Annotated in this window: 22 protein-coding genes, 1 tRNA gene and 1 pseudogene; 17 read left to right on the forward strand and 7 right to left on the reverse strand. The window is 70.2% G+C overall.

Annotation, left to right across the window (positions count from 1 at the left end; genetic code table 11):
* Positions 1-15: 15 nt before the first annotated feature.
* The 8 genes from ACZ4UU_RS17510 to ACZ4UU_RS17545 all read left to right on the forward strand — a co-directional run bounded on the left by ACZ4UU_RS17510 (position 16) and on the right by ACZ4UU_RS17545 (position 8,270).
* On the forward strand, positions 16-1,221 hold the full coding sequence (locus tag ACZ4UU_RS17510) for an inositol-3-phosphate synthase (RefSeq protein WP_468040729.1): 1,206 nt from the start codon (positions 16-18) through the stop codon (positions 1,219-1,221).
* 112 nt (positions 1,222-1,333) lie between these two features.
* Entirely contained in the window at positions 1,334-1,549 is a 216-nt protein-coding gene (locus ACZ4UU_RS17515) for a hypothetical protein (RefSeq protein WP_468040731.1), read from the forward strand.
* A complete protein-coding gene (locus ACZ4UU_RS17520) occupies positions 1,546-2,511 on the forward strand; it encodes a sugar phosphate isomerase/epimerase family protein (RefSeq protein WP_468040732.1) in 966 nt (321 codons plus the stop codon). Before ACZ4UU_RS17515 ends, ACZ4UU_RS17520 begins: the two co-directional genes overlap by 4 nt.
* A 233-nt stretch (positions 2,512-2,744) precedes the next feature.
* Positions 2,745-3,464 carry an EboA domain-containing protein gene (locus ACZ4UU_RS17525; protein WP_468041118.1) on the forward strand — a complete coding sequence of 240 codons (720 nt, stop codon included), beginning with the start codon at positions 2,745-2,747 and terminating at the stop codon, positions 3,462-3,464.
* Positions 3,464-4,393: a TatD family hydrolase gene (locus tag ACZ4UU_RS17530; protein WP_468040733.1), complete on the forward strand. Its 930-nt coding sequence runs from the start codon at positions 3,464-3,466 to the stop codon at positions 4,391-4,393. Before ACZ4UU_RS17525 ends, ACZ4UU_RS17530 begins: the two co-directional genes overlap by 1 nt.
* A gap of 3 nt (positions 4,394-4,396) precedes the next feature.
* Positions 4,397-5,566, forward strand: coding sequence for a metabolite traffic protein EboE (eboE, locus tag ACZ4UU_RS17535; RefSeq protein ID WP_468040735.1), 1,170 nt, complete (start codon positions 4,397-4,399; stop codon positions 5,564-5,566).
* A gap of 107 nt (positions 5,567-5,673) precedes the next feature.
* A complete protein-coding gene (locus ACZ4UU_RS17540) occupies positions 5,674-7,128 on the forward strand; it encodes a nucleotide pyrophosphatase/phosphodiesterase family protein (RefSeq protein WP_468041120.1) in 1,455 nt (484 codons plus the stop codon).
* An 83-nt stretch (positions 7,129-7,211) separates the two neighbouring features.
* Positions 7,212-8,270, forward strand: a complete 1,059-nt coding sequence (locus ACZ4UU_RS17545) for a sugar phosphate isomerase/epimerase family protein (RefSeq protein WP_468040736.1) — start codon at positions 7,212-7,214, stop codon at positions 8,268-8,270.
* Positions 8,271-8,381: 111 nt separating this feature from the next.
* On the opposite strand, the pseudogene ACZ4UU_RS17550 reads toward ACZ4UU_RS17545, so the two are convergent.
* The 5 genes and pseudogenes from ACZ4UU_RS17550 to ACZ4UU_RS17570 form a co-directional block, all read right to left on the reverse strand.
* Positions 8,382-8,789 (reverse strand): annotated as a pseudogene (locus tag ACZ4UU_RS17550) (MFS transporter); the annotation flags it as partial.
* Position 8,790: 1 nt separating this feature from the next.
* Positions 8,791-10,176: an OFA family MFS transporter gene (locus tag ACZ4UU_RS17555; protein WP_468040738.1), complete on the reverse strand. Its 1,386-nt coding sequence runs from the start codon at positions 10,174-10,176 to the stop codon at positions 8,791-8,793.
* A gap of 120 nt (positions 10,177-10,296) precedes the next feature.
* On the reverse strand, positions 10,297-12,441 hold the full coding sequence (locus ACZ4UU_RS17560; protein WP_468041122.1) for an acetate--CoA ligase family protein: 2,145 nt from the start codon (positions 12,439-12,441) through the stop codon (positions 10,297-10,299).
* Positions 12,442-12,445: 4 nt separating this feature from the next.
* Positions 12,446-13,696, reverse strand: a complete 1,251-nt coding sequence (gene frc, locus ACZ4UU_RS17565; RefSeq protein ID WP_468040740.1) for a formyl-CoA transferase — start codon at positions 13,694-13,696, stop codon at positions 12,446-12,448.
* A gap of 10 nt (positions 13,697-13,706) precedes the next feature.
* A complete protein-coding gene (locus tag ACZ4UU_RS17570; protein ID WP_468040742.1) occupies positions 13,707-15,389 on the reverse strand; it encodes a thiamine pyrophosphate-binding protein in 1,683 nt (560 codons plus the stop codon).
* A 145-nt stretch (positions 15,390-15,534) separates the two neighbouring features.
* Here ACZ4UU_RS17570 and sucC point away from each other — a divergent pair, with 145 nt between their 5' ends.
* The 3 genes from sucC to ACZ4UU_RS17585 all read left to right on the forward strand — a co-directional run bounded on the left by sucC (position 15,535) and on the right by ACZ4UU_RS17585 (position 19,238).
* Positions 15,535-16,668: an ADP-forming succinate--CoA ligase subunit beta gene (sucC, locus tag ACZ4UU_RS17575; RefSeq protein ID WP_468040743.1), complete on the forward strand. Its 1,134-nt coding sequence runs from the start codon at positions 15,535-15,537 to the stop codon at positions 16,666-16,668.
* A gap of 14 nt (positions 16,669-16,682) precedes the next feature.
* Positions 16,683-17,567 (forward strand): succinate--CoA ligase subunit alpha, encoded by an 885-nt coding sequence (gene sucD, locus ACZ4UU_RS17580; protein ID WP_468040745.1) that lies wholly within the window; start codon positions 16,683-16,685, stop codon positions 17,565-17,567.
* A 129-nt stretch (positions 17,568-17,696) separates the two neighbouring features.
* The gene (locus ACZ4UU_RS17585) at positions 17,697-19,238 is read left to right on the forward strand and encodes an aldehyde dehydrogenase family protein (protein ID WP_468040747.1); all 1,542 of its coding nucleotides are present in this window, start codon (positions 17,697-17,699) and stop codon (positions 19,236-19,238) included.
* 39 nt (positions 19,239-19,277) lie between these two features.
* Here ACZ4UU_RS17585 and ACZ4UU_RS17590 read toward each other — a convergent pair whose 3' ends face one another.
* Positions 19,278-20,609: a DUF2254 domain-containing protein gene (locus tag ACZ4UU_RS17590; protein ID WP_468040748.1), complete on the reverse strand. Its 1,332-nt coding sequence runs from the start codon at positions 20,607-20,609 to the stop codon at positions 19,278-19,280.
* A 142-nt stretch (positions 20,610-20,751) separates the two neighbouring features.
* On the opposite strand from ACZ4UU_RS17590, the gene ACZ4UU_RS17595 reads away from it, so the two are divergent.
* Both ACZ4UU_RS17595 and ACZ4UU_RS17600 read left to right on the forward strand, forming a co-directional pair.
* Positions 20,752-20,836: transfer RNA gene (locus tag ACZ4UU_RS17595), tRNA-Leu, on the forward strand.
* Positions 20,837-20,936: 100 nt separating this feature from the next.
* The gene (locus ACZ4UU_RS17600; RefSeq protein ID WP_468040750.1) at positions 20,937-21,302 is read left to right on the forward strand and encodes an iron chaperone; all 366 of its coding nucleotides are present in this window, start codon (positions 20,937-20,939) and stop codon (positions 21,300-21,302) included.
* A gap of 26 nt (positions 21,303-21,328) precedes the next feature.
* On the opposite strand, the gene ACZ4UU_RS17605 is transcribed toward ACZ4UU_RS17600, so the two are convergent.
* Positions 21,329-21,859, reverse strand: a complete 531-nt coding sequence (locus ACZ4UU_RS17605; protein ID WP_468040751.1) for a MarR family winged helix-turn-helix transcriptional regulator — start codon at positions 21,857-21,859, stop codon at positions 21,329-21,331.
* A gap of 214 nt (positions 21,860-22,073) precedes the next feature.
* On the opposite strand from ACZ4UU_RS17605, the gene ACZ4UU_RS17610 reads away from it, so the two are divergent.
* From ACZ4UU_RS17610 to fusA, 4 genes are all read left to right on the forward strand, one after another.
* Positions 22,074-23,291: a cytochrome P450 gene (locus ACZ4UU_RS17610; RefSeq protein ID WP_468040752.1), complete on the forward strand. Its 1,218-nt coding sequence runs from the start codon at positions 22,074-22,076 to the stop codon at positions 23,289-23,291.
* A gap of 51 nt (positions 23,292-23,342) precedes the next feature.
* Positions 23,343-23,567, forward strand: coding sequence for a ferredoxin (locus tag ACZ4UU_RS17615; RefSeq protein ID WP_468040754.1), 225 nt, complete (start codon positions 23,343-23,345; stop codon positions 23,565-23,567).
* Between the two features lie 107 nt (positions 23,568-23,674).
* Positions 23,675-23,800: a hypothetical protein gene (locus ACZ4UU_RS17620; RefSeq protein ID WP_468040755.1), complete on the forward strand. Its 126-nt coding sequence runs from the start codon at positions 23,675-23,677 to the stop codon at positions 23,798-23,800.
* A 151-nt stretch (positions 23,801-23,951) separates the two neighbouring features.
* On the forward strand, positions 23,952-26,018 hold the full coding sequence (gene fusA / locus ACZ4UU_RS17625; protein ID WP_468040757.1) for an elongation factor G: 2,067 nt from the start codon (positions 23,952-23,954) through the stop codon (positions 26,016-26,018).
* The last annotated feature ends 33 nt before the right edge of the window (positions 26,019-26,051 follow it).

Genomic DNA, 26,051 nt, shown 5'->3' on the forward strand with positions numbered 1-26,051 from the left:
ACAAGGAGGCTGCCCATGCCCGCGTCCCTCTCCCGACCGCGTGTGGGGGTGTGGCTGATCGGAGCCCGAGGCTCCGTCGCCACCACCGTCGTCACGGGGTGCGCCGCCGTCACCGCGGGACTGCATCCGCCCACCGGCATGGTGACCGAGACCCCGGCGTTCACCGACAGCGGCCTGCCCGCGCTGTCCGACCTCGTCTTCGGCGGCCACGACACCCTCGACTGCCCCCTGCCCAAACGTGCCGAGACCCTGACCGCGGGCGGCGTCCTCCCACCCGGCGTCGCCACCGCCGTCTCCGCCGAACTCGCCGCCGCCGACCGCGAGATCAGGCCGGGCGGCCCCACTCGGGGAGACACCCGAAGCGATTCCGAGCTGATCACGGCGTTCGCCGACGACATGAGCGACTTCGTACGCCGCCACGAGCTGGAGCGTGCCGTGGTCGTGAACGTCGCCTCCACCGAACCGGCGTCCCAGGCGCCCGACGCCCCGCTGCCGGCCAGCACCCTGTACGCACTGGCCGCCCTGCGCGCGGGCTGCCCCTACGTCAACTTCACCCCGTCCGAGGGCCTGCACCACCCCGTCGCGGCCAGCGAGGCCGAACGCAGCGGCCTCCCTTACGCGGGCCGGGACGGCAAGACCGGCCAAACCCTGCTGCGGGCGGTGCTGGGCCCGATGTTCGCGCAGCGGGCACTCGCTGTCCGGGCCTGGTCCGGAACCAACCTGCTGGGCGGCGGCGACGGCGCCGCCCTCGCCGACCCGGCCGCGGCGGCCGCGAAGAACGCAGGCAAGGAACGCGTCCTCGCCGACACTCTCGGCACCGTCCCCGAGGGCGAGGTCCACATCGACGACGTCCCGGCCCTCGGCGACTGGAAGACCGCCTGGGACCACATCGCCTTCGACGGCTTTCTCGGCACTCGCATGATCCTCCAGACCATCTGGCAGGGCTGCGACTCGGCCCTCGCCGCACCCCTGGTCCTGGACCTGGCCCGCCTCACGGCACGCGCCCACGAGACCGGCCTGACCGGCCCGATCACCGAACTCGGCTTCTACTTCAAGGACCCGGTGGGGGACGGACCGGCGAGCCTGGGGGAGCAGTACGCGGCGCTGGCGGGCCTGGCGGAGCGACTCCGCCCCGCGGGCCCCGGCGACTCCGCCCACGAGGCACCCGCACGCGACGCCGATCACCACGAGCGCGCCGCAGGGGAGCATCGTGAACGGTAGCCGTAGCCGTAGCCGTAGCCGTAGCCGTAGCCGTAGCCGTAGCCCTCGCCCCAGCCGTGGCCGGGCCGAACTGTTGTGGCGCCCTGACCGCTTCGCCATCCCCGGCGACGTCGTGACCGACCCCGTGACCACCGCCAGCCGCTCGTGCCCGCACGCCGCGCTCAACGCCTCACCGCCCCTTACCCGGCGAGCCGTCGGCGGTGTCATCCGCGCCATGCCGTCCCAGACGCTGCTGGAGGCCCGGGCCGGATCAGGGCTCACCGCCGTGGCCGTCGCCGCGCCGGCCCCGCTCGGGTGGACGCACGCGAAGCAGGTGAGCGTCACATGAACTCCCGGCCCCACCCGGCGCAGGCGCCCGGAGACCCGGCCGCCTCCCACGCCCCCCTCCGCTTCGGCTACGGCACCAACGGCCTCGCCGACCTCCGCCTCGACGACGCCCTGGCCCTGCTTGCCGACCTCGGCTACGCCGGAGTCGGCCTGACGCTCGACCACATGCATCTCGACCCGTACGCCCCCGACCTCGCCGCCCGCACCGACCGTCTGGCCCGACGGCTCGACACGCTCGGTCTGCAGGTCACCGTGGAGACCGGCGCCCGCTATGTCCTCGACCCGCGTCGCAAGCACGGCCCCTCGCTTCTCGACCCCGACCCGGACGACCGCGCCCGCCGCATCGACCTGCTGCTCCGCGCCGTCCGCGTCGCCGCCGACCTCGGCGCCCACGCCGTCCACTGCTTCAGCGGAACCACGCCGCCGGGAACCGACCTGGACACGGCCTGGCGCCGCCTGGCCGACGCCCTCACCCCGGTCCTCGACGCCGCCGCCACCGCCGGCATCCCCCTCGCCGTCGAACCCGAACCAGGCCACCTCCTCGCCACCCTCGCCGACTTCCACCGGCTCCGCCGCACCCTCGGCGACCCCGACCTCCTCGGCCTGACCCTCGACGTAGGTCACTGTCAGTGCCTCGAACCCCTCTCTCCCGCCGACTGCGTACGCGCCGCCGCCCCCTGGCTGCGTCACGTCCAGATCGAGGACATGCGCCGCGGCATCCATGAACACCTCCCCTTCGGCGACGGCGAGATCGACTTCCCACCCGTCCTCGCCGCCCTCTCCGCCACCGGATACCGGGGCCTCACCGTCGTCGAACTGCCCCGCCACTCCCATGCCGGTCCCCACTTCGCCGAACTCTCCCTCCCGTTCCTCCGCCGCGCCGAGGCCACGGCCACCCGACCGCCCGTACTCGTCCAGCACCCCGGCGATCCCTCCGCCACCCGTGAAGGGAGCACCTCATGACCCACCCCCGCATCACCCCGGCCACCCCGGGCGCGGACACCGAGGCCGGCGCGCGCACCGACACCCGGGCAGGCGCGGAGCTCCGCCCGGCCACCGAGCGCGGGCCGGATGCCGACGGCCAGGACCTGGGGGCGGAGGCCAGACAGGACGCCGACAGTCATGACCGAGGGACGGAGTCCAGACCGGATACCGACGGCCGGACAGGTGCCGAAAGCCGGTCGGGGTCAGCAGCAATCAGCCCTCGGCGTCGGGAGTCAGCCCCGCCCTCCGGGCCCGACCCGCAGGGCACCAGCCTCGCCCTCACCCCGCCCGCCGAGCTGCGCCGCCACCTCACGGCCCGCCTCGACAGCGCCGCCCGCGCCTGGCTCCACCGAGCCCTCGACGAGGCCGCCGCGCACCCCGGCACCCACGGCCCGATCTCCGTCTGGGAGCTACGCATCGCCGAGGCCGGCCGCCGCTGCGGGGCCGACCACGCCGACGCCGCCCGCGTCCTCATCCTGCACGCGGCACGCGCGGACACGGACTCCGTCACCCGCGTCTACTCCCAGGGCACCGCCGCCGAACGCCGCGCCGTCCTGCACGCGCTGCCCCATCTCGTGCCCGGCCCCGATGCCCTCCCGCTCGTCGAGGACGCCCTGCGTACCAACGACACCCGCCTCCTCTCCGCCGCCGTCGGCCCTTACGCCGCCCGGCACCTCGACCCCCACCAGTGGCGCCACGCCGTACTGAAGTGCCTGTTCACCGGTGTGCCGGTCGACGCCGTGGCCGAGTTGGACCGCCGCGCACACCGGGACACCGAACTCGCCCGCATGCTCGGCGACTACGCCGCCGAACGCACAGCCGCGGGCCGCCCCGTCCCCGAAGATCTGCACCGCGTCCTGGCCCTGACCGACCCCACAGCCACTCCGCCGGCCCCCCACGGCACCCGCGGCACCGACGGCAAGGAGTCCTGATGCGTCTCTTCGACCCCCACATCCACATGACCTCTCGGACCACCGACGACTACGAGGCCATGCACGCCGCCGGCATCCGCGCCGTCGTCGAGCCCTCCTTCTGGCTCGGCCAACCCCGCACCTCGGTCGCCTCCTTCCTCGACTACTTCGACTCCCTTCTCGGCTGGGAGCCCTTCCGCGCCGCCCAGCACGGCATCGCCCACCACTGCACGCTCGCCCTCAACCCCAAGGAGGCGAACGACCCGCGCTGTGTCCCCGTCCTCGACGAACTGCCCCGGTATCTCGTCAAGGACCAGGTCGTCGCCGTCGGCGAGATCGGCTACGACTCGATGACCCCCGCCGAGGACTCCGCCCTCGCCGCCCAGCTCCAGCTGGCCGCCGCCCACGAACTCCCCGCGCTCGTCCACACCCCGCACCGCGACAAGCTCGCGGGCCTGCGCCGCACCCTCGACGTCGTCCGGGAATCCGCACTGCCCCCGGACCACGTCCTGATCGACCACCTCAACGAGACGACAGTCAAGGAGGCCAAGGACAGCGGTTGCTGGCTCGGCTTCTCGGTCTATCCCGACACCAAGATGGACGAGGAACGGATGGTCGCGATCCTCCGCGAGTACGGGACGGAGCAGGTACTGGTGAACTCCGCCGCCGACTGGGGCAGGAGCGACCCCCTGAAGACCCGCCGGGTCGCCGATCTGATGCTGGCCGAGGGCTTCGACACGGACGACGTCGATCTCGTGCTGTGGCGCAACCCGGTCGCCTTCTACGGGCTCAGCGGCCGCCTCGACCTCGACATCACCACCCCGGAGGCGACCCACGAGGGCAACTCCATCCTCCGCGGCGCCCCGAAGGACCCTGACGGACTCGACGGACCGGCAGACACATCGAGAGAGCGGCACGACCCTGCCGGAGCCCCGGCCACGGGTGCGTGAGCCATGCGCTTCCGCCACCCCGACGGCTCCACCGTCCACCTCGCCTACTGCACCAACGTCCACCCGGCAGAGACCCTCGACGGCGTCCTCGCCCAACTCCGCGACCACTGCGAGCCCGTCCGCCGACGGCTCGGCCGCGACCGCCTCGGCATCGGCCTGTGGCTCGCCAAGGACGCCGCTCACGCCCTCGTCAGCGACCCGTCCGCCCTGCGCGGACTGCGCACCGAACTCGACCGGCGAGGCCTGGAGGTCGTCACCCTCAACGGCTTCCCGTACGAAGGCTTCGGAGCCGAAGAGGTCAAGTACCGCGTCTACAAACCGGACTGGGCCGACCCCGAGCGTCTCGACCACACCACCGCCCTGGCCCGCGTCCTCGCCGGACTCCTCCCCGACGACGTCACCCAGGGCAGCATCTCCACCCTGCCCCTCGCCTGGCGCACCGCCTATGACGAGCACAGCTCCGAGACCGCCCGCACCGCCCTGCTCACGCTCGCCGAACGCCTCGACGCCCTCCAGGAGCTGACCGGCCGCGACATACGCGTCGGCCTCGAACCCGAACCCGGCTGCACCGTCGAGACCACCGCCGACGCCATCACCCCACTCACCGCGATCGGCGACGACCGCATCGGCATCTGCGTCGACACCTGTCACCTCGCCACCTCCTTCGAAGATCCGCACACCGCCCTGGACGCACTCACCGAAGCCCGCGTCCCCGTCGTCAAGTCCCAACTCTCGGCCGCTCTGCACGCCGAACACCCCCATCTCCCCGAAGTCCGCGAAGCCCTCGCGGCCTTCGACGAACCCCGCTTCCTGCACCAGACCCGCACCGCCACCGCGGCCGGCCTGCGCGGCACCGACGACCTGGGCGAGGCCCTCAAGGGCGACTCCCTGCCCGACGCCTCCCCATGGCGGGCCCACTTCCACGTCCCGCTCCACGCGGCCCCCGCCGCGCCTCTCACCTCCACACTCCCCGTCCTCAGGACCGCACTGACCCGCCTCGTCGGCGGCCCGCACCCGCTCACCCGCCACCTCGAGGTCGAGACCTACACCTGGCAGGCCCTCCCGCCCGAACTGCGGCCCCGAGTCCGCAGCCAGCTCGCCGACGGCATCGCAGCCGAACTCACCCTTGCGCGCGATCTGTTGATCGACCTCGGCCTGAAGGAGCTGCCATGACCGAGCCACTCGAGTCGACGGATCCGATGGACTCGATGGACCCGACGGATCCTGTGGACCCGACGGACCCGACGGACCCGACGGACCCGACGGACCCGACCGACCCGATGGACCCGGCCAACCCGACAACCCCGGCCACCCCACCCCGAGCCCGCCCAGCCCCCCGACCGGACGCCGCCGCCAAGCGCCGTCCCACCCCTCTCCTCGTCCTCGACGTCGTCGGCCTCACCCCCCGTCTCCTCGACCACATGCCCCACCTCAAGAGACTCGCCCAGTCCGGTTCCCGCGCACCGCTCGGCACCGTCCTGCCCGCCGTCACCTGCGCCGCCCAGTCCACCTTTCTCACCGGCACCCACCCGTCGGAGCACGGCATCGTCGGCAACGGCTGGTACTTCCGTGACCTCGGGGACGTACTCCTTTGGCGCCAGCACAACGGCCTGGTCGCCGGCGACAAACTCTGGGACGCCGCCCGCCGCGCACACCCCGGCTACACCGTCGCCAACATCTGCTGGTGGTACGCCATGGGCGCCGACACCGACTTCACCGTCACCCCCCGTCCGATCTACTACTCCGACGGCCGCAAGGAACCCGACTGCTACACCCGGCCCCCCGCCCTGCACGACGAACTCACCGAGAAACTCGGCACCTTCCCGCTCTTCCACTTCTGGGGCCCCGGCGCCGACCTCGTGTCCAGCCGCTGGATCATCGACGCGACCCGCCACGTCATCCGCACCCGGCACCCCGACCTGGCCCTGTGCTACCTCCCTCATCTCGACTACGACCTGCAGCGCTTCGGCCCCGACGACCCGCGTGCGTTGAAGGCGGCCGCCGACCTCGACACCGCCATGGCCCCGCTGCTGGACGACGCCCGCTCCGAGGGCCGTACCGTCGTCGCGCTGTCCGAATACGGCATCACCCGGGTGAGCCGACCCGTCGACATCAACCGCGCCCTGCGGCGGGCAGGCCTGCTCGAAGTACACACGCAGGACGGCATGGAGTACCTGGACCCGATGGCGTCACGTGCCTTCGCGGTCGCCGACCACCAGATCGCCCACGTCTACGTACGCCGCCCGGAAGACCTCGACGCGACGCGGGCCGCCCTGGACAGATTGCCCGGCATCGAGCAACTCCTCGACGACGAGGGCAAGAAGGCCCACCACCTCGACCATCCGCGCTCCGGCGAACTCGTCGCCCTCGCGGAGCCGGATGCCTGGTTCACGTACTACTACTGGCTGGACGATGCACGCGCGCCCGACTTCGCGCGACTCGTCGAGATCCATCGCAAACCAGGCTACGACCCGGTCGAACTGTTCATGGATCCCCTCGACCCCTACGTCAAGGCAAAGGCGGCGACCGCGCTCGCCCGCAAGAAACTCGGCATGCGCTACCGCATGGCGGTCGTGCCCCTGGATCCCTCACCTATTCGCGGCAGCCATGGCCCCATACCAGCGAGCGACGACGACGGTCCGCTCCTCATTTGCTCCACCCCCCGCGCTGTCGGCGACCGCGTCGCGGCCACCGATGTGAAGTCACTTCTGCTCCAACTCGCCGGTCTCGGCTGAGTGGTCAGCCCGCTCAGCTCCGACTGATCACAAGTGAAGCACTCACCACTGACAACGGCCTTCGATCACAGGGAGTTCCAGGCATGAGCCGCTTTTCCCAAACGGATCCCGAACTCACCCACCGCCTCACCAGACGAGGCATGCTCGGCGTGGCCGCGGGCACCACGGCCACGGCGCTGCTGGGTGCTGCCGCTGCCCCCGCGACCGCCGCTGCGGGCACCACGTCCACGACCGAAGCGGCCTCGCGTGGCGCAGGCCGCGGCCGCCCCGTCCTGCCGCCCGGTCGCCTCGGCATCCAGCTCTACAGCCTGCGCGACAAGGTCTCCACGCTCGGCTTCGGGCCCGTCTTCGCCGAGTTGGAGAAGTACGGCTACGACGAGGTCGAGTTCGCCGGATACACCCAGGGCTCGGCCGGACCGATCACCCTCGCCCAGCTCAAGAGGCTGGCCCGGAACCATGGCCTGAACCCGATCGGCAGCCACGTCGGCTACTACTCCGACGACCCGAACGCCTACACCTTCGCCCAGAATCTCACCAAGGTCCTCGACGACGCCCAGGCCCTCGGCCTGAAGCACATAGGCACCGCGTCCGGCCCGTTCCGCTACGGCTCCACCGTCGACGCCTGGAAGCGTGCCGCCGAGGAGTTCAACACCTACGGCGCCGCGGCGAAGGCGCGCGGCATGAAGTTCTACCAGCACAACCACTCCGAGGAGTTCTCCTTCGCCACCGACAACCCCAAGGTACGCCTCTACGACGTGCTGCTCGCGGAGACCGACCCCGACCTCGTGTTCCTGGAGATGGACATCTTCTGGGCCTACTCGGGCCAGTTCCGCTTCTCGAAGCGGCCCGACGGGTCGGCCGCCCCCTTCGAGCCACTGGACTACGTGCTGAAGCAGCCGCACCGCTACCCGCTCTTCCACGTCAAGGACGGTGTGAGCGATCCGACCAACCAGTACGGCTACGACATGGTCGACGTCGGTGACGGCGACATCGACTACAAACGCTTCATCTCCGCCGTGACCAGGCTGCGCGGACAGCGGTTCGCCCATCACTGGCAGGCGGAGCACGACAACCCGACCGAGTCCTTCACCTTCGCACGCCGTTCGAGCGCGCATCTGCACTCGCTGCGGGAGAAGTGCTGACGGGCCTCGAACCGACATGAGGAGGCCCTCCCCGAGCGGGGAGGGCCTCCTCACATGCGCGATCCGTCAGTGCACGGGGTGCGGGACCGTCGCGCTCCGTCCCGGCCGGCGCAGGTGCGGGAGGGCGAGGAACCCCACCAGGCACATGCCCGAGCCCAGGTCCGTGGCCCTGCGGGCTGTCAAGGTGCCCTTCTCACGCAGCCGACCCGCCGGGAAGGCGATGCCGGCCTGCAAGAACACCCAGCCGCTGAGGACCCAGAAGGTGCTGCTTCGGGGCCAGCCGTGCGCGTGGGACAGGAAGCCCTCGGCAGAGCCGTACGCGTATTCGAAGACGCTGATGGTCATCAAGGCGATCCACGGGAGATACACCATGATCCTGCGGGAGTGGGCGGGGATGTCGCGGTCGGTCTCGCCGATGCGATAGACGCGTCCGCGCGCGTCGGTCACCTCACGGTGGGGACGGTGTGCGGCGTCGGATGGTACGGACGAGCTGCTTGCTGCGTACGGATCTGCCGTCATGTCAGGCCGTGTCCTCGCCGAGCGGTCGTGGGTTGGGAGCGATGCGCTTTTCCTTGTCACGTCCCGGCGGGCTGAGGAACACCGCCACGCAGCCGGCGAAGAGCGAGATGGAGCCGGCCAGGATGAACGCCCCGGAGTGTCCCCAGGCGCTGACGACCACGGCGCCCATGCCCGCGCCCAGACCGGAGACGAGCTTGGCGCTGTAGACCATGCCGTAGTTGGACGCGTTGTTGTTCTCGCCGAAGTAGTCGGCGGTGAGCGCCGCGAACATCGGGAAGATGGCGCCGCCGCCGAAGCCGGAGATCGCGGAGAAGATCAGGAACAGGGTGAGGTTCTTGCTCTCTGCCGACCAGAGGATGCCGTACTGGGCGAGGCCCAGGATGAGGCAGACGACGAGCAGGCACCGCTTGCGGCCGTAGAGGTCGGACAGCCAGCCGATCACGCCGCGGCCGGTGCCGTTGACGACCGCCTTCAGGGACATGGCCGTCGCCACGATGCCGCCCGCGAAGCCGGCCTCCTCGCCGATGTCCACCTGGAAGGCGATACCGAAGATGTTCACGCCGGACGTGCACGCCAGACAGAACCACATCAGGGCCACCCGGCCGGTCTTCCAGGCTTCCCGGGGCGTGTACTGGCGCACCGCGGGCGGGTTCATCCGCAGCGAGCGCGCGGCACGAGGGTCCTTGGGAGGGTTGAGCGGGTCGATCGTGGCGGGCCACCAGTTCTTCGGCGGGTCCTTGAAGAAGAAGCCGGCCGTCCCCACCATCAGAGCGAGGATGAGCCCGACGGAGACCAGTACCCAGCGGAAGTTGGTCAGGTCCATGTAGCCGGTGAAGAGGAATACGAAGGGCACCGAGCCGTAGGCGAAACCGCCGTTGACGAAGCCGGTCTTGCCGCCCTTGCGCTCCGGATACCACTTGCCGACCATGTTGACGCAGGTGGCGTAGACCATGCCCGCGCCCATGCCGCTGAACATGCTGAAGCCGATGTAGGCGACGACGACATGGGGTGCGTAGGCCAGCGAGAGATAGCCCAGCAGAGTGCCCGCAGCACCCAGCATCATGGCGAAACGGGCCGGCAGCTTGCCGGACTCGCGCAGTTTGCCGGCGGGGAAGGCCACCGCGGCCTGGAAGAACACCCAGACCGTCATCATCCAGAAGATGTGCGCACTGGCCCAGTGGTGCGCGGTGTGGAGCGTGTCCTCGGCGGACGCGAACGCGTACTCGGCGGAGGAGATGCCCATCATGCCGATCCAGGGCAGGATGACCATCCACTTGCGTTTGCGCCCCATGATGTCGATGTCGGACTCACCGACGCGGTAGACGCGTCCGTTCTTGTCGGTCACCTCCCGATAGGCGGCGACCCTTGGAACGTCGGTTGTGGTCACGTTAGTTGCACCCCTTGCGTCGAAAGTTCTGGCCAGCGCCCCCTGTCCAATGCCTTTCGTGTGCGCACGGGTCCCGGGGTCGGCCGACGCGCACCGTCGGCCGACCCGTGCTCCCTCACCTCATGAACCGCCCCCCAACAAGCCCGCCGCCCGCGCCCACCGGTACTTGGCGCCCAACGCGGCCACCGGCTTCTCGGTCGTGTACGGATACGCCACGACCCCCCGCTCGTACAGGTACTGGCAGGCCTCCTCGACCTCGACGTCACCCGCGAGCGACGCGACGACCGGCTTCTCGATGCCGCGTTCCCGGAACTCGGCCACCACGCGCGCGGTGAGCTCCGCGAAGACCATCGGGGGAGTGACGATCGTGTGCCAGTAGCCCAGGACCAGCGCGTGGATGCGTGGGTCCTCCAGACCGAGCCGGATCGTCGCCTCGTACGTCGACGGCGGCTCGCCCCCGGTGATGTCCACCGGGTTGCCCGCGGCCCCGAAGGGCGGGATGAACTTCCGGAAGGACTCGTCCAGGTCCGGCGGGATCTCCATCAGGGACAGCCCGTTGTCGGTCACGGCGTCCGACAGCAGCACACCGCTGCCGCCGGCGCCGGTGATGATCACGATGTTGTCGCCCTTGGGAGTGGGAAGCACCGGCAACGCGCGCGCGTACTCGAGCATCTCGTTCAGCCCCGGCGCCCGGATGACACCGGCCTGCCTGAGGATGTCGTCGTACACCGCGTCGTCGCCGGCGAGGGCACCGGTGTGCGAGCCCGCGGCCTTCGCGCCCGCCGCCGTACGACCCGCCTTGAGCACGACGACCGGCTTCTTCGGTACGGTCGCCCGCGCGGCCTCGACGAAGGCGCGCCCGTCCTTGAGGTCCTCCAGGTGCATCGCGATGCACTCGGTGTGCGGGTCCTCGCCGAACCAGGTCAGCAGGTCGTCCTCGTCCAGGTCCGACTTGTTGCCGAGACCGACGATCGCCGACACGCCCGTCTTGGTGGTCCGCGCGAAGCCCAGGATGGCCATGCCGATGCCGCCGGACTGCGAGGTCAGCGCCACCCCGCCCTTGACGTCGTACGGTGTGCAGAACGTGGCGCACAGGTCATGCCAGGTCGAGTAGTAGCCGTAGATGTTCGGTCCGAGCAGCCGGACGCCGTGCCGCTCGGCGATCTCCACGATCTCCGCCTGGAGTTCGTGCTCACCGGTCTCCGCGAACCCGGAAGGGATCAGGACGGCGTTCGGGATCTTCTTGCGTCCCACCTCCTCCAGGGCCGAGGCCACGAACTTGGCGGGGATAGCGAAGACCGCCACATCCACCTCACCTGGAACGTCCGTGACACTCTTGTACGCCTTGCGGCCCAGAATGTCATCGGCCTTGGGGTTCACCGGGTGGATGTCCCCGGCGAAGCCGCCGTCGATGAGGTTGCGCATGACCGAATTGCCGATCTTGCCCTGCTCGTTGGACGCCCCGATGACGGCGACCGACGACGGCTGCATCAGCCGGCGCATGGAAGTGAGGATCTCGTCGCGCGAGTAACGGCGACGCTGCTTCGCCGGCGCTTCGGAAAGGATCACTCGGATGTCGGCGGCGACCGCGCCCTGCGCGGTGGCGATCACCGGGTTGAGGTCCACCTCGGCGATCTCCGGGAAGTCCGTGACCAGCTGCGACACTCGGCGGATCTGCTCGGCAACCGCCCACCGGTCGACCGCAGCCTGACCGCGAACCCCGCGCAGGATCTCCGCCGACCGGATCGAGTCCAGCATGGACAACGCCTCGTCGGCGTCCACGGGAGCCAGCCGGAAGGTGACGTCCTTGAGTACCTCGACGAGCACTCCGCCCAGTCCGAAGGCCACGACCTTCCCGAACGTCGGGTCGGTGACCGCGCCGACGATGACCTCCTGCCCCTGCGGGAGCAGCTCCTGCACCTGCACGCCCTCTATACGGGCATCCGCGTCGTACGCGCGCGCGTTGTCGATGATCTTGTGGAACGCGGCCCGTACGTCCGTCGCCCCTTCGACGCCCACGATCACGCCGCCCGCGTCGGTCTTGTGCAGGATGTCCGGCGAGACGATCTTCATGACGACCGGTCCGCCGAAGCGCGCCGCGTACGCCACCGCCTCGTCGATGTCGGTCGCGAGCTCCTCACCCGGTACGGCGATGCCGTAAGCGTCGGCGATCACCTTGCCCTCGGGCGCGGTCAGCGCCGTACGGCCCTCGGCCCGCACTGAGTCGAGGAGCGTCCGCACCCGCAGGACGCGGTCTTCGGCCATCACGTCAGATCACTCCGTTCGACTTGAGCAGGCGCAGCTCCTCGTCACCGAGGCCGAGCTCGCCGATGTAGACCTCTTCGTTGTGCTGGCCGAGCAGCGGTGAACTGGACACCTCGACGGGAGAGTCGGAGAGCTTGAGCGGACTGCCGACGGTCACGAACTCGCCCCGCTCGGGGTGCGGCACGGTGACCACCATGTCGTTGGCGACCAGCGAGGAGTCCTCGATGATCTCCTTGGTGGAGAGGATCGGTCCGCACGGGATGTTGTGCGCGTTGAGCCGCTCCAGCACCTCCCACTTGGGCAGGGTCGAGGACCACTCCTCGATCAGCTGGAACATCTTGTTGAGCTTGGGCAGCCGGGCCTCCGGCGTCGCCCACTCGGGGTCGTCGGCGAGTTCGGGCCGGCCGATGAGCTCGGTGATCGGCTGCCAGCCGACAGGCTGCACGATGACGTACACGTAGTCGTTCGGGCCGCCCGGCGCGCACTTGACCGCCCAGCCGGGCTGACCCCCGCCGGACGCGTTTCCCGAGCGGGGAACTTCCGTGCCGAAGTCCTCGTTCGGATATTCAGCGAGCGGCCCATGTGCCAGGCGTTGCTGGTCCCTCAGCTTCACCCGGCACAGGTTGAGTACAGCGTGCTGCATGGCCACGTTGACCCGCTGCCCACGCCCGGTGTTCTCGCGCTGGAACAGCGCCGCGAGAATCCCCGCGACGGCGTGCACACCCGTCCCCGAGTCCCCGATCTGGGCTCCGGTCGCCAGCGGCGGCCCGTCCTCGAAACCGGTGGTCGACATCGACCCGCCCATGGCCTGAGCGACGACCTCGTACGCCTTGAAGTTGGTGTACGGGCCGTCCCCGAACCCCTTGATGGAGGCATAGACGATCCGCGGATTGATCTCCTGGATGCGGTCCCAGGTGAAGCCCATTCGGTCGACCGCGCCCGGCCCGAAGTTCTCGACCATGACGTCGGAACGCCGGATCAGCTCGGTGAGGATCTCCTTGCCGCGCTCGGTCTTGGTGTTGAGGGTGATGCTCCGCTTGTTGCAGTTGAGCATCGTGAAATAGAGGGAGTCGACGTCCGGGAGGTCGCGCAACTGCTTGCGCGTGATGTCCCCGGTCGGCGCCTCCAGCTTGACGACGTCCGCGCCGAGCCAGGCGAGCAGCTGGGTCGCGGAGGGCCCGGACTGCACGTGCGTCATGTCCAGGACGCGGATGCCTTCGAGAGCCTTGGACGGAGTACCCGTCGTGCCAGTCATGCAGGCCTCCTCACTTGTACATGGTCTGGTTCATGGTTCCGGGGGCGTACGCGTCCGGGTCGACCCAGACGTTGATCAGCGACGGCTTGCCGGATTCACGGGCGCGCCGCAGCGCGGGGCCGATGTCGGCGGGGTCACGGACCTCCTCGCCGTAACCGCCCAGCATCTGCGCGAACTTGTCGTAGTGGACGTCGCCGAGGGTGTTGCCGACCCGCTCGCGCTCCAGGCCGTACTTCTGGGCCTGGCCGTAGCGGATCTGGTTCATGGAGGAGTTGTTGCCGACGATGCCGACGAAGGGGAGGTTGTAGCGGACGAGCGTCTCGAAGTCCCAGCCGGTGAGGGAGAACGCGCCGTCGCCGAAGAGTGCGACGACCTCCTTGTCGGGCCGCGCCTGCTTGGCCGCGAGCACGAACGGCACCCCGACGCCGAGCGTGCCCAGCGGACCCGGGTCCATCCAGTGGCCCGGCGACTTGGGCTGCACGACCTGACCGGAGAAGGTGACGATGTCGCCGCCGTCGCCGATGTAGATCGAGTCCTCGGTGAGGAAGTCGTTGATCTCGCTGACCAGCCGGTACGGGTGGATCGGCGAGGCGTCCGACTTCAGGCTGGGCAGCCGCTTCTCCAGGGCGGTCTGCTCGGCGGCGCGCAGCTCGTCGAGCCATTCCTTGCGCTTCGACGCGCCTCCATTGACGCGTCCGGAGGCCGCCTCGGTCACCGACTTCAGCACGAGCCCGGCGTCGCCCACGATCCCGAGGTCGATGTCGCGGTTCTTGCCGACGGTGCGGTAGTCGAGGTCGATCTGCACGACGGTCGCGTCCGGGGAGAGCCGCTTGCCGTAGCCCATGCGGAAGTCGAAGGGTGTGCCGACGATGACGATGACGTCGGCGTTGGAGAAGGCGTACCGGCGCGACAGCTGGAAGTGGTGCGGGTCGCCGGGCGGGAGGGTGCCGCGGCCGGCGCCGTTCATGTAGGCCGGGATGTTGAGGGTGCGGACGAGTTCGATGGCCGCCTCGGTGCCTCGCGTCGTCCAGACCTGGCTGCCGAGCAGGATGGCCGGCTTCTCGGCGTGGACCAGCAGGTCGGCCAGCTTCTCGATGGCCTCCGGGTCGCCGGCCGAGCGGGTGGAGGCACGGTAGGCGCCCTGCTTCGGCACGCGTGCCTTGGCCGCCGGGACCTTGGCGTCGAGGACGTCGCGCGGGATCTCCAGGAAGGAGGGCCCGGGCGCACCGTGGTAGCACTCGCGGAACGCCATCGACACCATGTCCGCCGCGCGCGCCGTGTCCGGCACGGCCGCCGCGAACTTGGTGATCGGCGTCATCATGTCGACGTGCGGGAGGTCCTGGAGTGAGCCCATCTTGTGCTGGGTGAGGGCCCCCTGGCCGCCGATGAGCAGCATCGGTGACTCGGCGCGGAAGGCGTTGGCGACACCGGTGACGGCGTCGGTGGTGCCGGGACCGGCGGTGACGACCGCGCAGCCGGGCTTGCCGGTGATGCGGGCGTAACCGTCGGCGGCATGGGCGGCGACCTGCTCGTGACGGACGTCGACGACCTCGATGCCCTCGTCGACGCAGCCGTCGTAGATGTCGATGATGTGGCCGCCGCACAAGGTGTAGATGCGGTCGACCCCCTCGGCCTTCAGCGCCTTGGCAACGAGATGACCACCGGAAATGACGTCCTGGGTGTCGTCGGGCATGGCGAAGTCCTGTCCCTTCGTAGGGGGTTGGAACGGCTCTCGCGGTACATTGCATACAGTCGACGAATACTGTATGAACCTTGTTATCCCGCATCCGGTGGGTGGTGTCCAGGGGGCGTGCGGCACTTTTGAGTCAGGAGCCGGAATGGACCTGTACGAACACCAGGCAAGGGAACTCTTCGAGGAACACGGCATCTTGGTGCCGCGGGCAGAGGTGACGGACTCACCCAAGGAAGCCCGCGGGATCGCACGTCGGCTCGGCGGCCGGGTCGTGGTCAAGGCGCAGGTGAAGACCGGTGGCCGCGGCAAGGTGGGCGGTGTGAAACTCGCCGCGGACCCCGCGGCCGCCGAGATCACGGCACGCCAGATCCTCGGCATGGACATCAAGGGCCACACCGTCGGCAAGGTGATGCTGGCCCAACCCGTGGACATCGAGACCGAGTTCTACGTGTCCTACGTACTCGACCGCGCGGCGGGCGGCTTCCTCGCCATCGCCTCGGCCGAAGGAGGCATGGAGATCGAGGAGGTCGCGGCCACCCGGCCCGCGGCCGTGGCCCGCATCCCGATCGACCCGGCAGAGGGCGTCACCTCCGCGAAGGCGGGTGAGATCGCCGAAGCGGCCGGACTGCCGCCGCAGACCGTCGACGTCCTCGTACGGCTCTGGGAGGTGCTGGTCCGCGAGGACGCCCTCCTCGTCGAGGTGAACCCGCTCGTGCGCACCGCGCAGGGACAGATCCTCGCCCTCGACGGCAAGGTCACCCTCGACGACAACGCCCGCTTCCGGCAGGCGCGTTGGGGCGCCGACGCCGTGGAGCACGACGACGCACTGGAGGCTACGGCCGCCGCAAAGGGCCTCAACTACGTCAAGCTCGACGGCGAGGTCGGCATCATCGGCAACGGCGCCGGGCTCGTCATGTCGACCCTCGACGTGGTCGCGGGCTGCGGCGCCCGCCCCGCCAACTTCCTCGACATCGGTGGCGGCGCATCGGCCCAGATCATGGCCGACGGGCTCTCCGTCATCCTCTCCGACCCGGCGGTGAGGTCCGTCTTCGTCAACGTCTTCGGCGGGATCACCGCATGCGACGCCGTCGCCGACGGCATCGTGCGGGCCCTGGACAGCATCCAGCTGACCAAGCCGCTCGTCGTACGTCTCGACGGCAACAACGCCGCGCGCGGCCGAGTCATCCTCGACGACCGCGCGCATCCGCTGGTCCAGCAGGTCACCACCATGGACGGCGCCGCGCAGCGGGCCGCCCACCTCGCCGCCGCCGCAGCCTGAGGAGACATGACGACATGGCGATCTACATCACCAAGGAGAGCAAGGTCCTCGTCCAGGGCATGACCGGCGGCGAGGGCATGAAGCACACCCGGCGCATGCTCGCCGCCGGCACGAACGTCGTCGGCGGCGTCAACCCGCGCAAGGCCGGCCGCACCGTCGACTGCGACGACCGTGCCGTCGCAGTCTTCGGCTCGGTCGCCGACGGCATCCGCGCGACCGGCGCCGACGTGACCGTGGTCTTCGTGCCGCCCGCCTTCGCCAAGGCGGCCGTCGTGGAGGCCGCCGACGCCGGCATCGGACTCGCCGTCGTGATCACGGAGGGCATCCCGGTCCACGACTCCGTCGCCTTCACCTCGTACGCGAAATCCAAGGGCACCCGCGTCATCGGCCCCAACTGCCCCGGCCTGATCACCCCCGGCCAGTCCAACGCCGGCATCATCCCGGCCGACATCACCAAGTCCGGCCGTATCGGCCTGGTCTCCAAGTCCGGCACGCTCACCTACCAACTGATGTACGAACTCCGCGACATCGGCTTCTCGACGTGCGTCGGCATCGGCGGCGACCCGGTCGTCGGCACGACCCACATCGACTGCCTGGCCGCCTTCCAGGACGACCCGGACACCGAGCTGATCGTCCTCATCGGGGAGATCGGCGGCGACGCCGAGGAACGCGCGGCCGCGTACATCCGGGACCACGTCACCAAGCCGGTCGTCGGCTACATCGCCGGGTTCACCGCGCCCGAGGGCAAGACGATGGGGCACGCGGGCGCGATCGTGTCCGGTTCGTCCGGCACGGCGGCCGCGAAGAAGGAAGCCCTGGAGGCGGTGGGCGTACGGGTCGGACGGACGCCCACCGAGACCGCCCGCCTCGTGCTGGACCGTCTCGGCGCCGACGCGTGACGTCACTCATAGGTGACTCGTAGTCACTCGTACGCGACACGAGGTCACTTGCGGCAGTTCACGTCCCTCGCCGGCGCCCGCCGCAGCCATGAACGACCGCCCCGACTGTGCACCGTGAGCGGAGAACCGATGGCAACCACCCTCACCCTCAAATCAGGCACCTCCTGGGCCGACGCCTGGCAGCGCTGCCTCACCGCCGCCCCCGAGGCCTTCCGCGACGACCGGGTCCTCAACCTCTGGAACGCCAGCTGGCAGGCGGACGGCCGACCGCTGCCCGCCACCAGCCCCGTCGACGGCAGCCCGATCGCCGGCCCGCCACGCCTGGACCGGGCCACCGCCCACCAGGCCGTCCGCGCCTCGCTCGACCAGCACCGCGCCTGGCGGCACATCCCCCTGGACGAGCGCCGCGCCCGGGTCGCGGCCACCCTCGACGCCCTGACCCAGCACCGCGACCTGCTCGCCCTGCTCCTCGTCTGGGAGATCGGCAAGCCCTGGCGGCTCGCCCAGGCGGACGTCGACCGGGCCGTCGACGGCGTGCGCTGGTACGTCGACAACATCGAACCGATGGTCGCGGGCCGCGCTCCGCTGGACGGCCCGGTTTCCAACGTCGCGAGCTGGAACTACCCGATGAGCGTGCTCGTTCACGCAGTGTTGGTACAAGCATTGGCAGGCAACGCGGTCATCGCCAAGACCCCGACCGACGGTGGTGTCGCCTGCCTGACCCTGGCCTGTGCGCTGGCCGCCCGCGAGGGGATACCCGTCACCCTCGTCAGCGGCAGCGGAGGCGAGCTGTCGGAGGCCCTGGTGCGGGCGCCCGAGATCGGCTGCGTCTCCTTCGTCGGCGGCCGCGACACCGGCGCCGCGGTGGCCACGGCCGTCGCCGACCTCGGCAAACGACATGTACTCGAACAGGAGGGACTCAACACCTGGGGCATCTGGAACTACACGGACTGGGACGCGCTCACGGCGGTCGTGCCCAAGCTCTTCGACTACGGCAAACAGCGCTGCACGGCGTACCCGCGCTTCGTCGTCCAGCGTGAGCTGTTCGACGAGTTCCTGGCCGCGTACCTCCCGGCGGTGCGCAGGCTGAGGGTCGGCCACCCACTGGCGGTCGATAGGCGGGACGACCCCTACCCGCAGCTGGACTTCGGGCCGGTGATCAACGCGGCCAAGGCGAAGGAACTCCAGGATCAGGTCGCCGAGGCCGTCGACCGGGGCGCCGTCCCGCTGCACCGGGGTCGGCTGTCGCAGGCCCGTTTCCTGCCCGGCCAGGACACGTCGGCGTACGTACAACCGGTCACGCTGCTCAACCCGCCGCCATCCTCTCCGCTCCACCACGCGGAGCCTTTCGGCCCGGTCGACACGATCGTCCTGGTCGACACGGAGGCGGAACTGCTGGCGGCGATGAACGCGTCCAACGGCGCGCTCGTCGCCACCCTGTCCACCGACGACCGGGCGACGTACGACCGCCTGGCGCCGCAGATCCGTGCGTTCAAGGTGGGTCACGGCAAGCCGCGCTCCCGTGGGGACAGGGACGAGTTGTTCGGCGGCTTCGGCGCGTCCTGGCGTGGGGCGTTCGTCGGCGGCGAGCTGCTGGTGCGTGCGGTGACGCAGGGGCCGGCGGGCGAGCGGCTGCCCGGGAACTTCCCGGAGTACCAGCTTCTTCCGTGAGCGAAGAGGCGCCGGGGCATCGGCCGGCCGGCGAACCGGTCAGCCGATGCCCTGCCGGTCGGGGCGCAGCGCGAACGCGCGGTCCGTCGCGTTCGAGGCGCTCTCGTCGACCGCCTGGCGGAGCAGCTCGCGGTGCCGCAACAGCGGCTCGCGCCGATCCGGATGTGCGAGCAGCAGCAGGTCGTCGAGACCGGCCAGCATGCGACGGGACACTTGCGGGCTCCCGAGGGAACATCCGCGCACCTCGGTGAACCCGAGATCCACCAGCTCGGTCCACCCCGGCACGGGCTGCACCAGCCGCACGGCTCCCTCCCGGTCACGGTGCAGTGCGACGTCCAGCGGTTTCCGGGTCAGTGCCGCCAGGAACTGCACGATGCGGTCCAGCGCCTGCACGGCCGTCGTCGGATCGTTGATCGCGGGTGACAGGGCACGCAGCGCGATGTCGCACAACTGGCGCAGTCCGAAACCGAGATCCTGGTGGTAGGTCCGTTCCACCGCGACGGAAGTGGTGTAGCGCAGTGCGCCGAGCGGTGGGGCCGCCCCGCCGTGGACCGCCAGCAGGGGCGTGCCGGGTACCACGAAGTCCCCGATCCGCGGGATGAGTCGCAGGACGACACCGTGCCTGCGGGCCACCCGCACCAGCCGCGTGATGTGCACGTCCCGCAGCACCCCCGCCCGGCCCTCATGCGGCACCCAGGCCGTCGGGGAACCGAGTTCAGGTGTGTCCGGTCCGCCCGTGGGCGGGGGCATCGAAGCGATCGCCCGGAATGACTCCGTGGCGATCCGCGCGATCACATGGCTGATCCGCATCAGCCGCAGGGTGGTGTTCACGTACAGGACGAAGAGCAGCAGGCTCAGCGCGACCATGCAGAGCGTGAGGATCGACTGCACCAAGGGGAGCGTCGTCACGTTCCGGGGGTCGTCGGCGGTGTCGAAGGCGGTCAGCACCAGCAGGGTCAGCACGAAGGTGGCCAGGAAGACCGCGAAGGTCGCCTTGGTGATCCGGCTGCGGACGAAGAGCCGCACTACCCGCGGGGTGAACTGCCCGCTCGCCATCTGCACGGCCACCAGCGAGATACTGAAGACCACGCCGATGAAGGTCATCATCGCCGACCCGACGGCACTCACCACGGTCTTCGCGTCCTGCGCGAACCGCAGCAACTCGTCGAGCGTCTCGTAGTCGCCGTCCTCCCGCAGCGCCTCCACGATGGCCGTGTCGAGCGCCTGCGCCGCTAGCCAGACCACGAAGACACCCACCATCGCGGCGGTCGGCGCGAACCAGAACGTGTCCCGCAGATGCTCCCTGAAGGGCGACAGCGGACGCGGGCGACGGCCCGCGGGAGGGCTCTGCGTAACCAGCCAGTCACTCATGGTGCGACCATAGGTGCATCGGAGCGCGAGGTCCCGGACCACCGCCCGATGGAAGGAAACGCAGGTGAAGGGCACTCCGAAAGCTTGGTATTGTTGTCCACGTCGCCGCGGGGAACACCCCGGGCAAGGCGGCAGACACCTGGTCCGGGTGGCGGAATGGCAGACGCGCTAGCTTGAGGTGCTAGTGCCCTTTATCGGGCGTGGGGGTTCAAGTCCCCCCTCGGACACAGATTGATCCAGCTGATGCGGGTCGAGGGTTGCCTCGGCCCGCATCAGCTGTTTCCGCGGCCGATTGATCGGTGCAGCCCCCGGGCTTAACCTCACCGCATGGTGCACAGCACGGCAGAGGACGTCGACGGCTATCTCACCGAGGTGCCGGTCGAGCGCACGCAGGCCCTGACGAGACTCAGGGAGCTGTGCCGTGCCGAGCTGAGGGGTTTCAGCGAGGGCATGGCGTACGGCATGCCCACGTACCGGCGTGACGGGGTGGCCGAGATCGCGTTCGCGAGTCAGCGGCAGTACATCTCGTTCTATCTGATGCGCACCGATGTCCGGGACGCGTTCCAGGAACGGCTGGCCGGACAGGACATGGGCAAGGGCTGCTTGCGCTTCCGGAAGCCCGAGAAGATCGATTTCGAGCTGGTGAGGGATCTGCTGCGAGCCACCGCGGCCGGCCCGGGCTCGGTCTGCTGACAGTCCGACCCCGCGGCGGGGCGCGGTCAGTCGTGCTCGGTCGGTACCGGGCTCAGCCCGGAGGGAGGCCCGTGGCCGACAGGGCCCGCGTCGTCCGGGTCCCTCGGCCAGGGACGGCCCGTGATGCGTTCGATGTCCGTGTTGAACTGTCGTAGATCGTCGATGAACCGTTCCAGCCGCTCGGGCGTCCAGTCGGCCACGACCGTGGACAGGCCGGTGACGATCCCCTCGCGTTGTTCGGTGAGGAGCCGCAGGCCCTCCTCGGTGATGCGGAACTTGCGGGCGACCCCACCTGCCGGGTCGAGGGTGCGTTCCACCAGGCCGTTGCGCAGGAGGGCCGAGGTCTGGCGGGTGAAGGTCGACGCCGCGAGTCCGAAGGCCTCGACGAAGTCCGGGATGGACATGGGGCCCTGGTTCTCGAGCCTGGTGAGCAGTACGTAGGCGCTCTGGTCCAGCGGGTCCCCGCCGCGCGGGCCCCTGGGTGCCCTCATCTCCTTGTGACGGGTGAGGATCAGCAGCTCTCGCTCGATGCGTTCCGCGGCCTCTCGGGCGCCCACGCCGATCTCCTTCCCGGCCGCATGGCCACGTCTCCGCATTCCAGGCTCCGGATGCCGAGTCCCTGGGATCACAGCGCCCACCCTACGGTGAGATTGCGCCATACACGGGATGTGCATCATGCACTCTTGATGCATGATGCACAACGTGCGTAACGTGCCGTGCCGTGAACGCTTCCGCGCGCTCACCCACCTCCCCCATGCAAGGTGATGCCCGATGCGCGAGAACGACCTTCTCCGGCTGCCGTTGCCCAGCGACAACCCCTTGGAGCCCCCGGCCGAATGGGCGCGACTGCGCCGACAGTGCCCGGTGAGCACCGTTGAACTCCCCAGCGGCGACAAGGCGATCTATCTGACCCGCCACGACCACGTCAAAGCCCTGCTGTCCGACCCTCGTTTCGCCCGCCCGACCGCTGAGGACGAGGGCGCCGCCCGGATCGCCCCCGAAGGAGCCGGTGGCCCCGCCGCCGACGGAAGCACGACGCTGACCCTGCCCGACCGCGGTGAGCCCCACCTGCGCTGGCGACGGCAGGTGGGCAAGTACTTCACCGCCAAACGCATGACCGCACTGCGCCCCGGCATGGTGCGGACCGCCGAGGGTCTCGTCGACGACATGGTCCGCCAAGGACAGCCCGCCGACCTCAAGGCCGGCCTCGGCTTCCCGCTGCCCGTCTACGTCATCTGCGACATCCTGGGTGTCCCCGCCGCCGACCGGGACCGCTTCTCCCACTGGTCCGACGCCTTCCTCAACGTCAGCCGCTACACCGGTGAGCAGACCCGGGCGGCTTATGAGGAGTTCGCCGAGTACATGTCTGCGCACATCGCCGCGACCCGTGCCGAGCCCGGCGAGGACCTGATCAGCATGGTGATCAGGGAGAGCGAGGGGGAGGGGCAGGGGCTGACCGACGACGAACTGCTCGGTACCGCCATGGGGCTCCTGGTCGCCGGACACGAGACCACCGCCAACATGATCGGCAAGATGGCCGCCATGCTGCTCGCCGACCGCACCCGCTGGGAGCGGCTGCTCGCCGACCCGGGCCTCGTGCGCACCGCGGTGGACGAGGCGCTGCGTTTCGACGCCAATCTCGGCTTCGGCATCCGGCGCTATCTCACCGAGGACGTGGAGGTCGCCGGCGAGGTGCTACCGCGCGGCACGACCGTCGTATGCGGCATGCCCGCCGCGAACCGGGACGAGCGGGTCTTCACCCACGCGGACGACATGGTGCTCTCCCGGTCCCCGAACCCTCATCTGACGTTCGGCGCCGGACCGCACTCGTGCCTCGGGCAGAGCCTCGCGCGCACCGAACTGCAGGTCACCCTCGACGTCCTGCTTCGCAAGCTGCCCACCCTTCGACTCGCCGTGTCCATCGACGAGTTGCAGCGCGTGGAGGGGCTGCTGGTCGGTGGGTTGAGCACCGTGCCCGTGCGGTGGTGACGGTTCCAGGAAGGAAGGAATGCAGGCAGGCAGGCAGGCGGGCGACAAGTCGTGAAAGTCAATGTGGAACAAGGCCGTTGTTGCGGTGCCGGTCAGTGCGTGCTGATCGCACCTGAGGTGTTCGACCAAGGCGACGAGGACGGAATCGTCACGCTCCTCGAACCGAGCCCGGCAGCGGACCTGCACCCGGCGGTACGCGAGGCGGCCGCGGTCTGCCCCGCCTCCGCCATCACGATCGACGAGGACATCGACGAGGACATCGACGACGACCACTGAAAATCAGCTGCTTCGCCAGCGCCCGGCTCCCTAGACTCGCCACACCATCACGCGCCGCCGCACCACTCGGCGGCGCGTCGTCGTGACCAGTCGAGGGGAGCCGGGTCGTGCGTGACCGCACCGCTGCCGTCGTCTCCCCGTCCCGGTACGACCGGTACGACGTGATCCTCGTGTCCTCGTCCGCCCGGTGCCCGCTGCGCGGCCGGCACCGGATGCCCGTGACGAACGCCTGAGAGTGCCCGAGTACGTCGACGCCCCTGCCCTGACCCGGCTCTGACCGGGCGGCAGGTCACGCTCGCGTGCCCGCGCCTACGTACCGTCCCGGAATCGCGCTGACCCCTTTTCGCATCCGGACCACCCGGATCATCCGAAAGGCCACGGGCCGTGCGCACCAACCCGAACCCCAACCCCCTCGCCGTCGTCCGCAACCTCGGCATCCTCGCCCATGTCGACGCCGGCAAGACCACCGTCACCGAGCGGATCCTCTACACCACCGGCACCACGCACAAGCGCGGCGAGGTCCACGACGGCACCACCGTCACGGACTTCGACCCGCAGGAGCGCGACCGCGGGATCACCATCTTCGCGGCGGCGGTGAGCTGTGCCTGGGACGGTCACCTGATCAACCTCATCGACACCCCCGGCCACGTCGACTTCGCCGACGAGGTGGAGCGTGCGCTGCGCGTCCTCGACGGCGCGGTCGCGGTGTTCGACGCCGTCGCGGGCGTAGAGCCACAGAGCGAGTCGGTGTGGCGGCAGGCCGACCGGCACGGGGTGCCGAGGATCGCCTTCGTCAACAAGCTGGACCGTGCCGGGGCCGACCTCGACACGGCCGTCGAGTCGATCCGGGAACGGCTGCATCCGGCGCCGCTCGTCGTGCAGTTGCCCATCGGCGCGGAGGACGGATTCCGCGGCGTCGTGGACCTCGTACGGATGCGGGCGCTGGTGTGGGCCGACGGCACCGACACCGCTGTGGAGCAGGACGTTCCGGAGGAGCTGCGGGAGGAGGCCACCCGGCGTCGACGGCTGCTGGAGGAAGCCGTGGCCGAGCTGCACGCCGGTGCGCTGGAGGAGTTCTGCGCGCGCTCGGTCCTCTCGCCGGGGACCCTTCGGCTCGCCCTGCGCGAGCTGACCCGCGGCGGCGACGGCGTGGTCGTGCTGTGCGGCTCGGCCTACCGCAACCGGGGGATCGAACCGCTGCTGGACGCGGTGGTGGCCTATCTGCCGTCGCCGCTGGACGTGCCGCCCGTACGCGGCCTGCGGGACGGCGCCGACGAGGAGCGGCCCGCCGATCCGCGGGCTCCGTTCGCGGCGCTGGCGTTCAAGGTGAGCGCCACGCCGACGGGCCGGTTCACCTATCTGCGGGTGTACTCGGGAACGGTCGAGAAGGGAGACACCGTGTGGGACGTGGGCGCCGGGCGCACCGAGCGGATCGGGCGCATCCTGCGGATCCAGGCCGACCGGCACGCGCAGGTGGACCGGGCAGTCGCCGGGGACATCGTGGCCGTGGTCGGCCTGAAGTCGGCCCGCGCGGGCTCCACCCTGTGCGCACCGGCCGCGCCGCTCGTCCTCGAACCGCCCGGTGTCGCCGACCCGGTGGTGTCCGTGGCCGTCGAGGCCCGCAGGTCCACCGAGACGGACCGGCTGGCCTCGGCGCTGGCACGGCTGGCGGAGGAGGACCCCTCCCTCGTCGTACGGACCGACGCCGAGACCGGGCAGAGGGTGCTGTCCGGCATGGGTGAACTGCATCTGGAGGTCGCGGTGGAGAAGATCCGGCGCGACACCGGGCTGGAGGTCAACGTCGGACGCCCCCGGGTGTCCTGCCGCGAGACGGTCGGCCGAGGGGTGTCCGGTTTCGTGTTCCGACATGTCAAACAGGACGGCGGAGCAGGGCAGTTCGCGCATGTCGTCCTCGATGTCGAGCCGCTGGACCCGGAGTCCGGTTTCGAGTTCCGCTCGGCCGTCGTCGGCGGCAGCGTGCCGCAGGAGTACGTCCGTGCCGTGGAGGCGGGCTGTCGCGACGCCCTCGCCGAGGGCCCGCTCGGCGGGCACCCGGTGACGGGGCTGCGCGTCACGCTCACCGACGGGGCGACCCATGTGAAGGACTCCTCCGACACGGCGTTCCGCACCGCGGGCCGGCTCGGCCTGCGCGACGCCCTGCGCGCCTGCGCGATGCTCCTGCTGGAGCCGGTCGTCGAGGTCACGGTCACCGTGCCGCAGGACGCCCTCGGCGCAGTCCTCGGGGACCTCGCGGCTCGGCGCGGTCGGGTCTCGGGCTCCGTCACCAGGGCGGGCGCGGCGGTCGTCACGGCGACCGTGCCGCTGGCCGAACTCTTCGGCTATGCGACGCGGTTGCGCAGCCGGACGCAGGGCCGCGGCACCTTCACGGCCCGGCCCACAGGCTATGCGCCGGCGCCGGTCACGACGTCGGTCCCGACGCCGGTCCGGTGACCGACGGGGCGGTCCCACTCCTGCGTGAGTGGG

Source organism: Streptomyces sp. NPDC028907 (assembly GCF_055564995.1).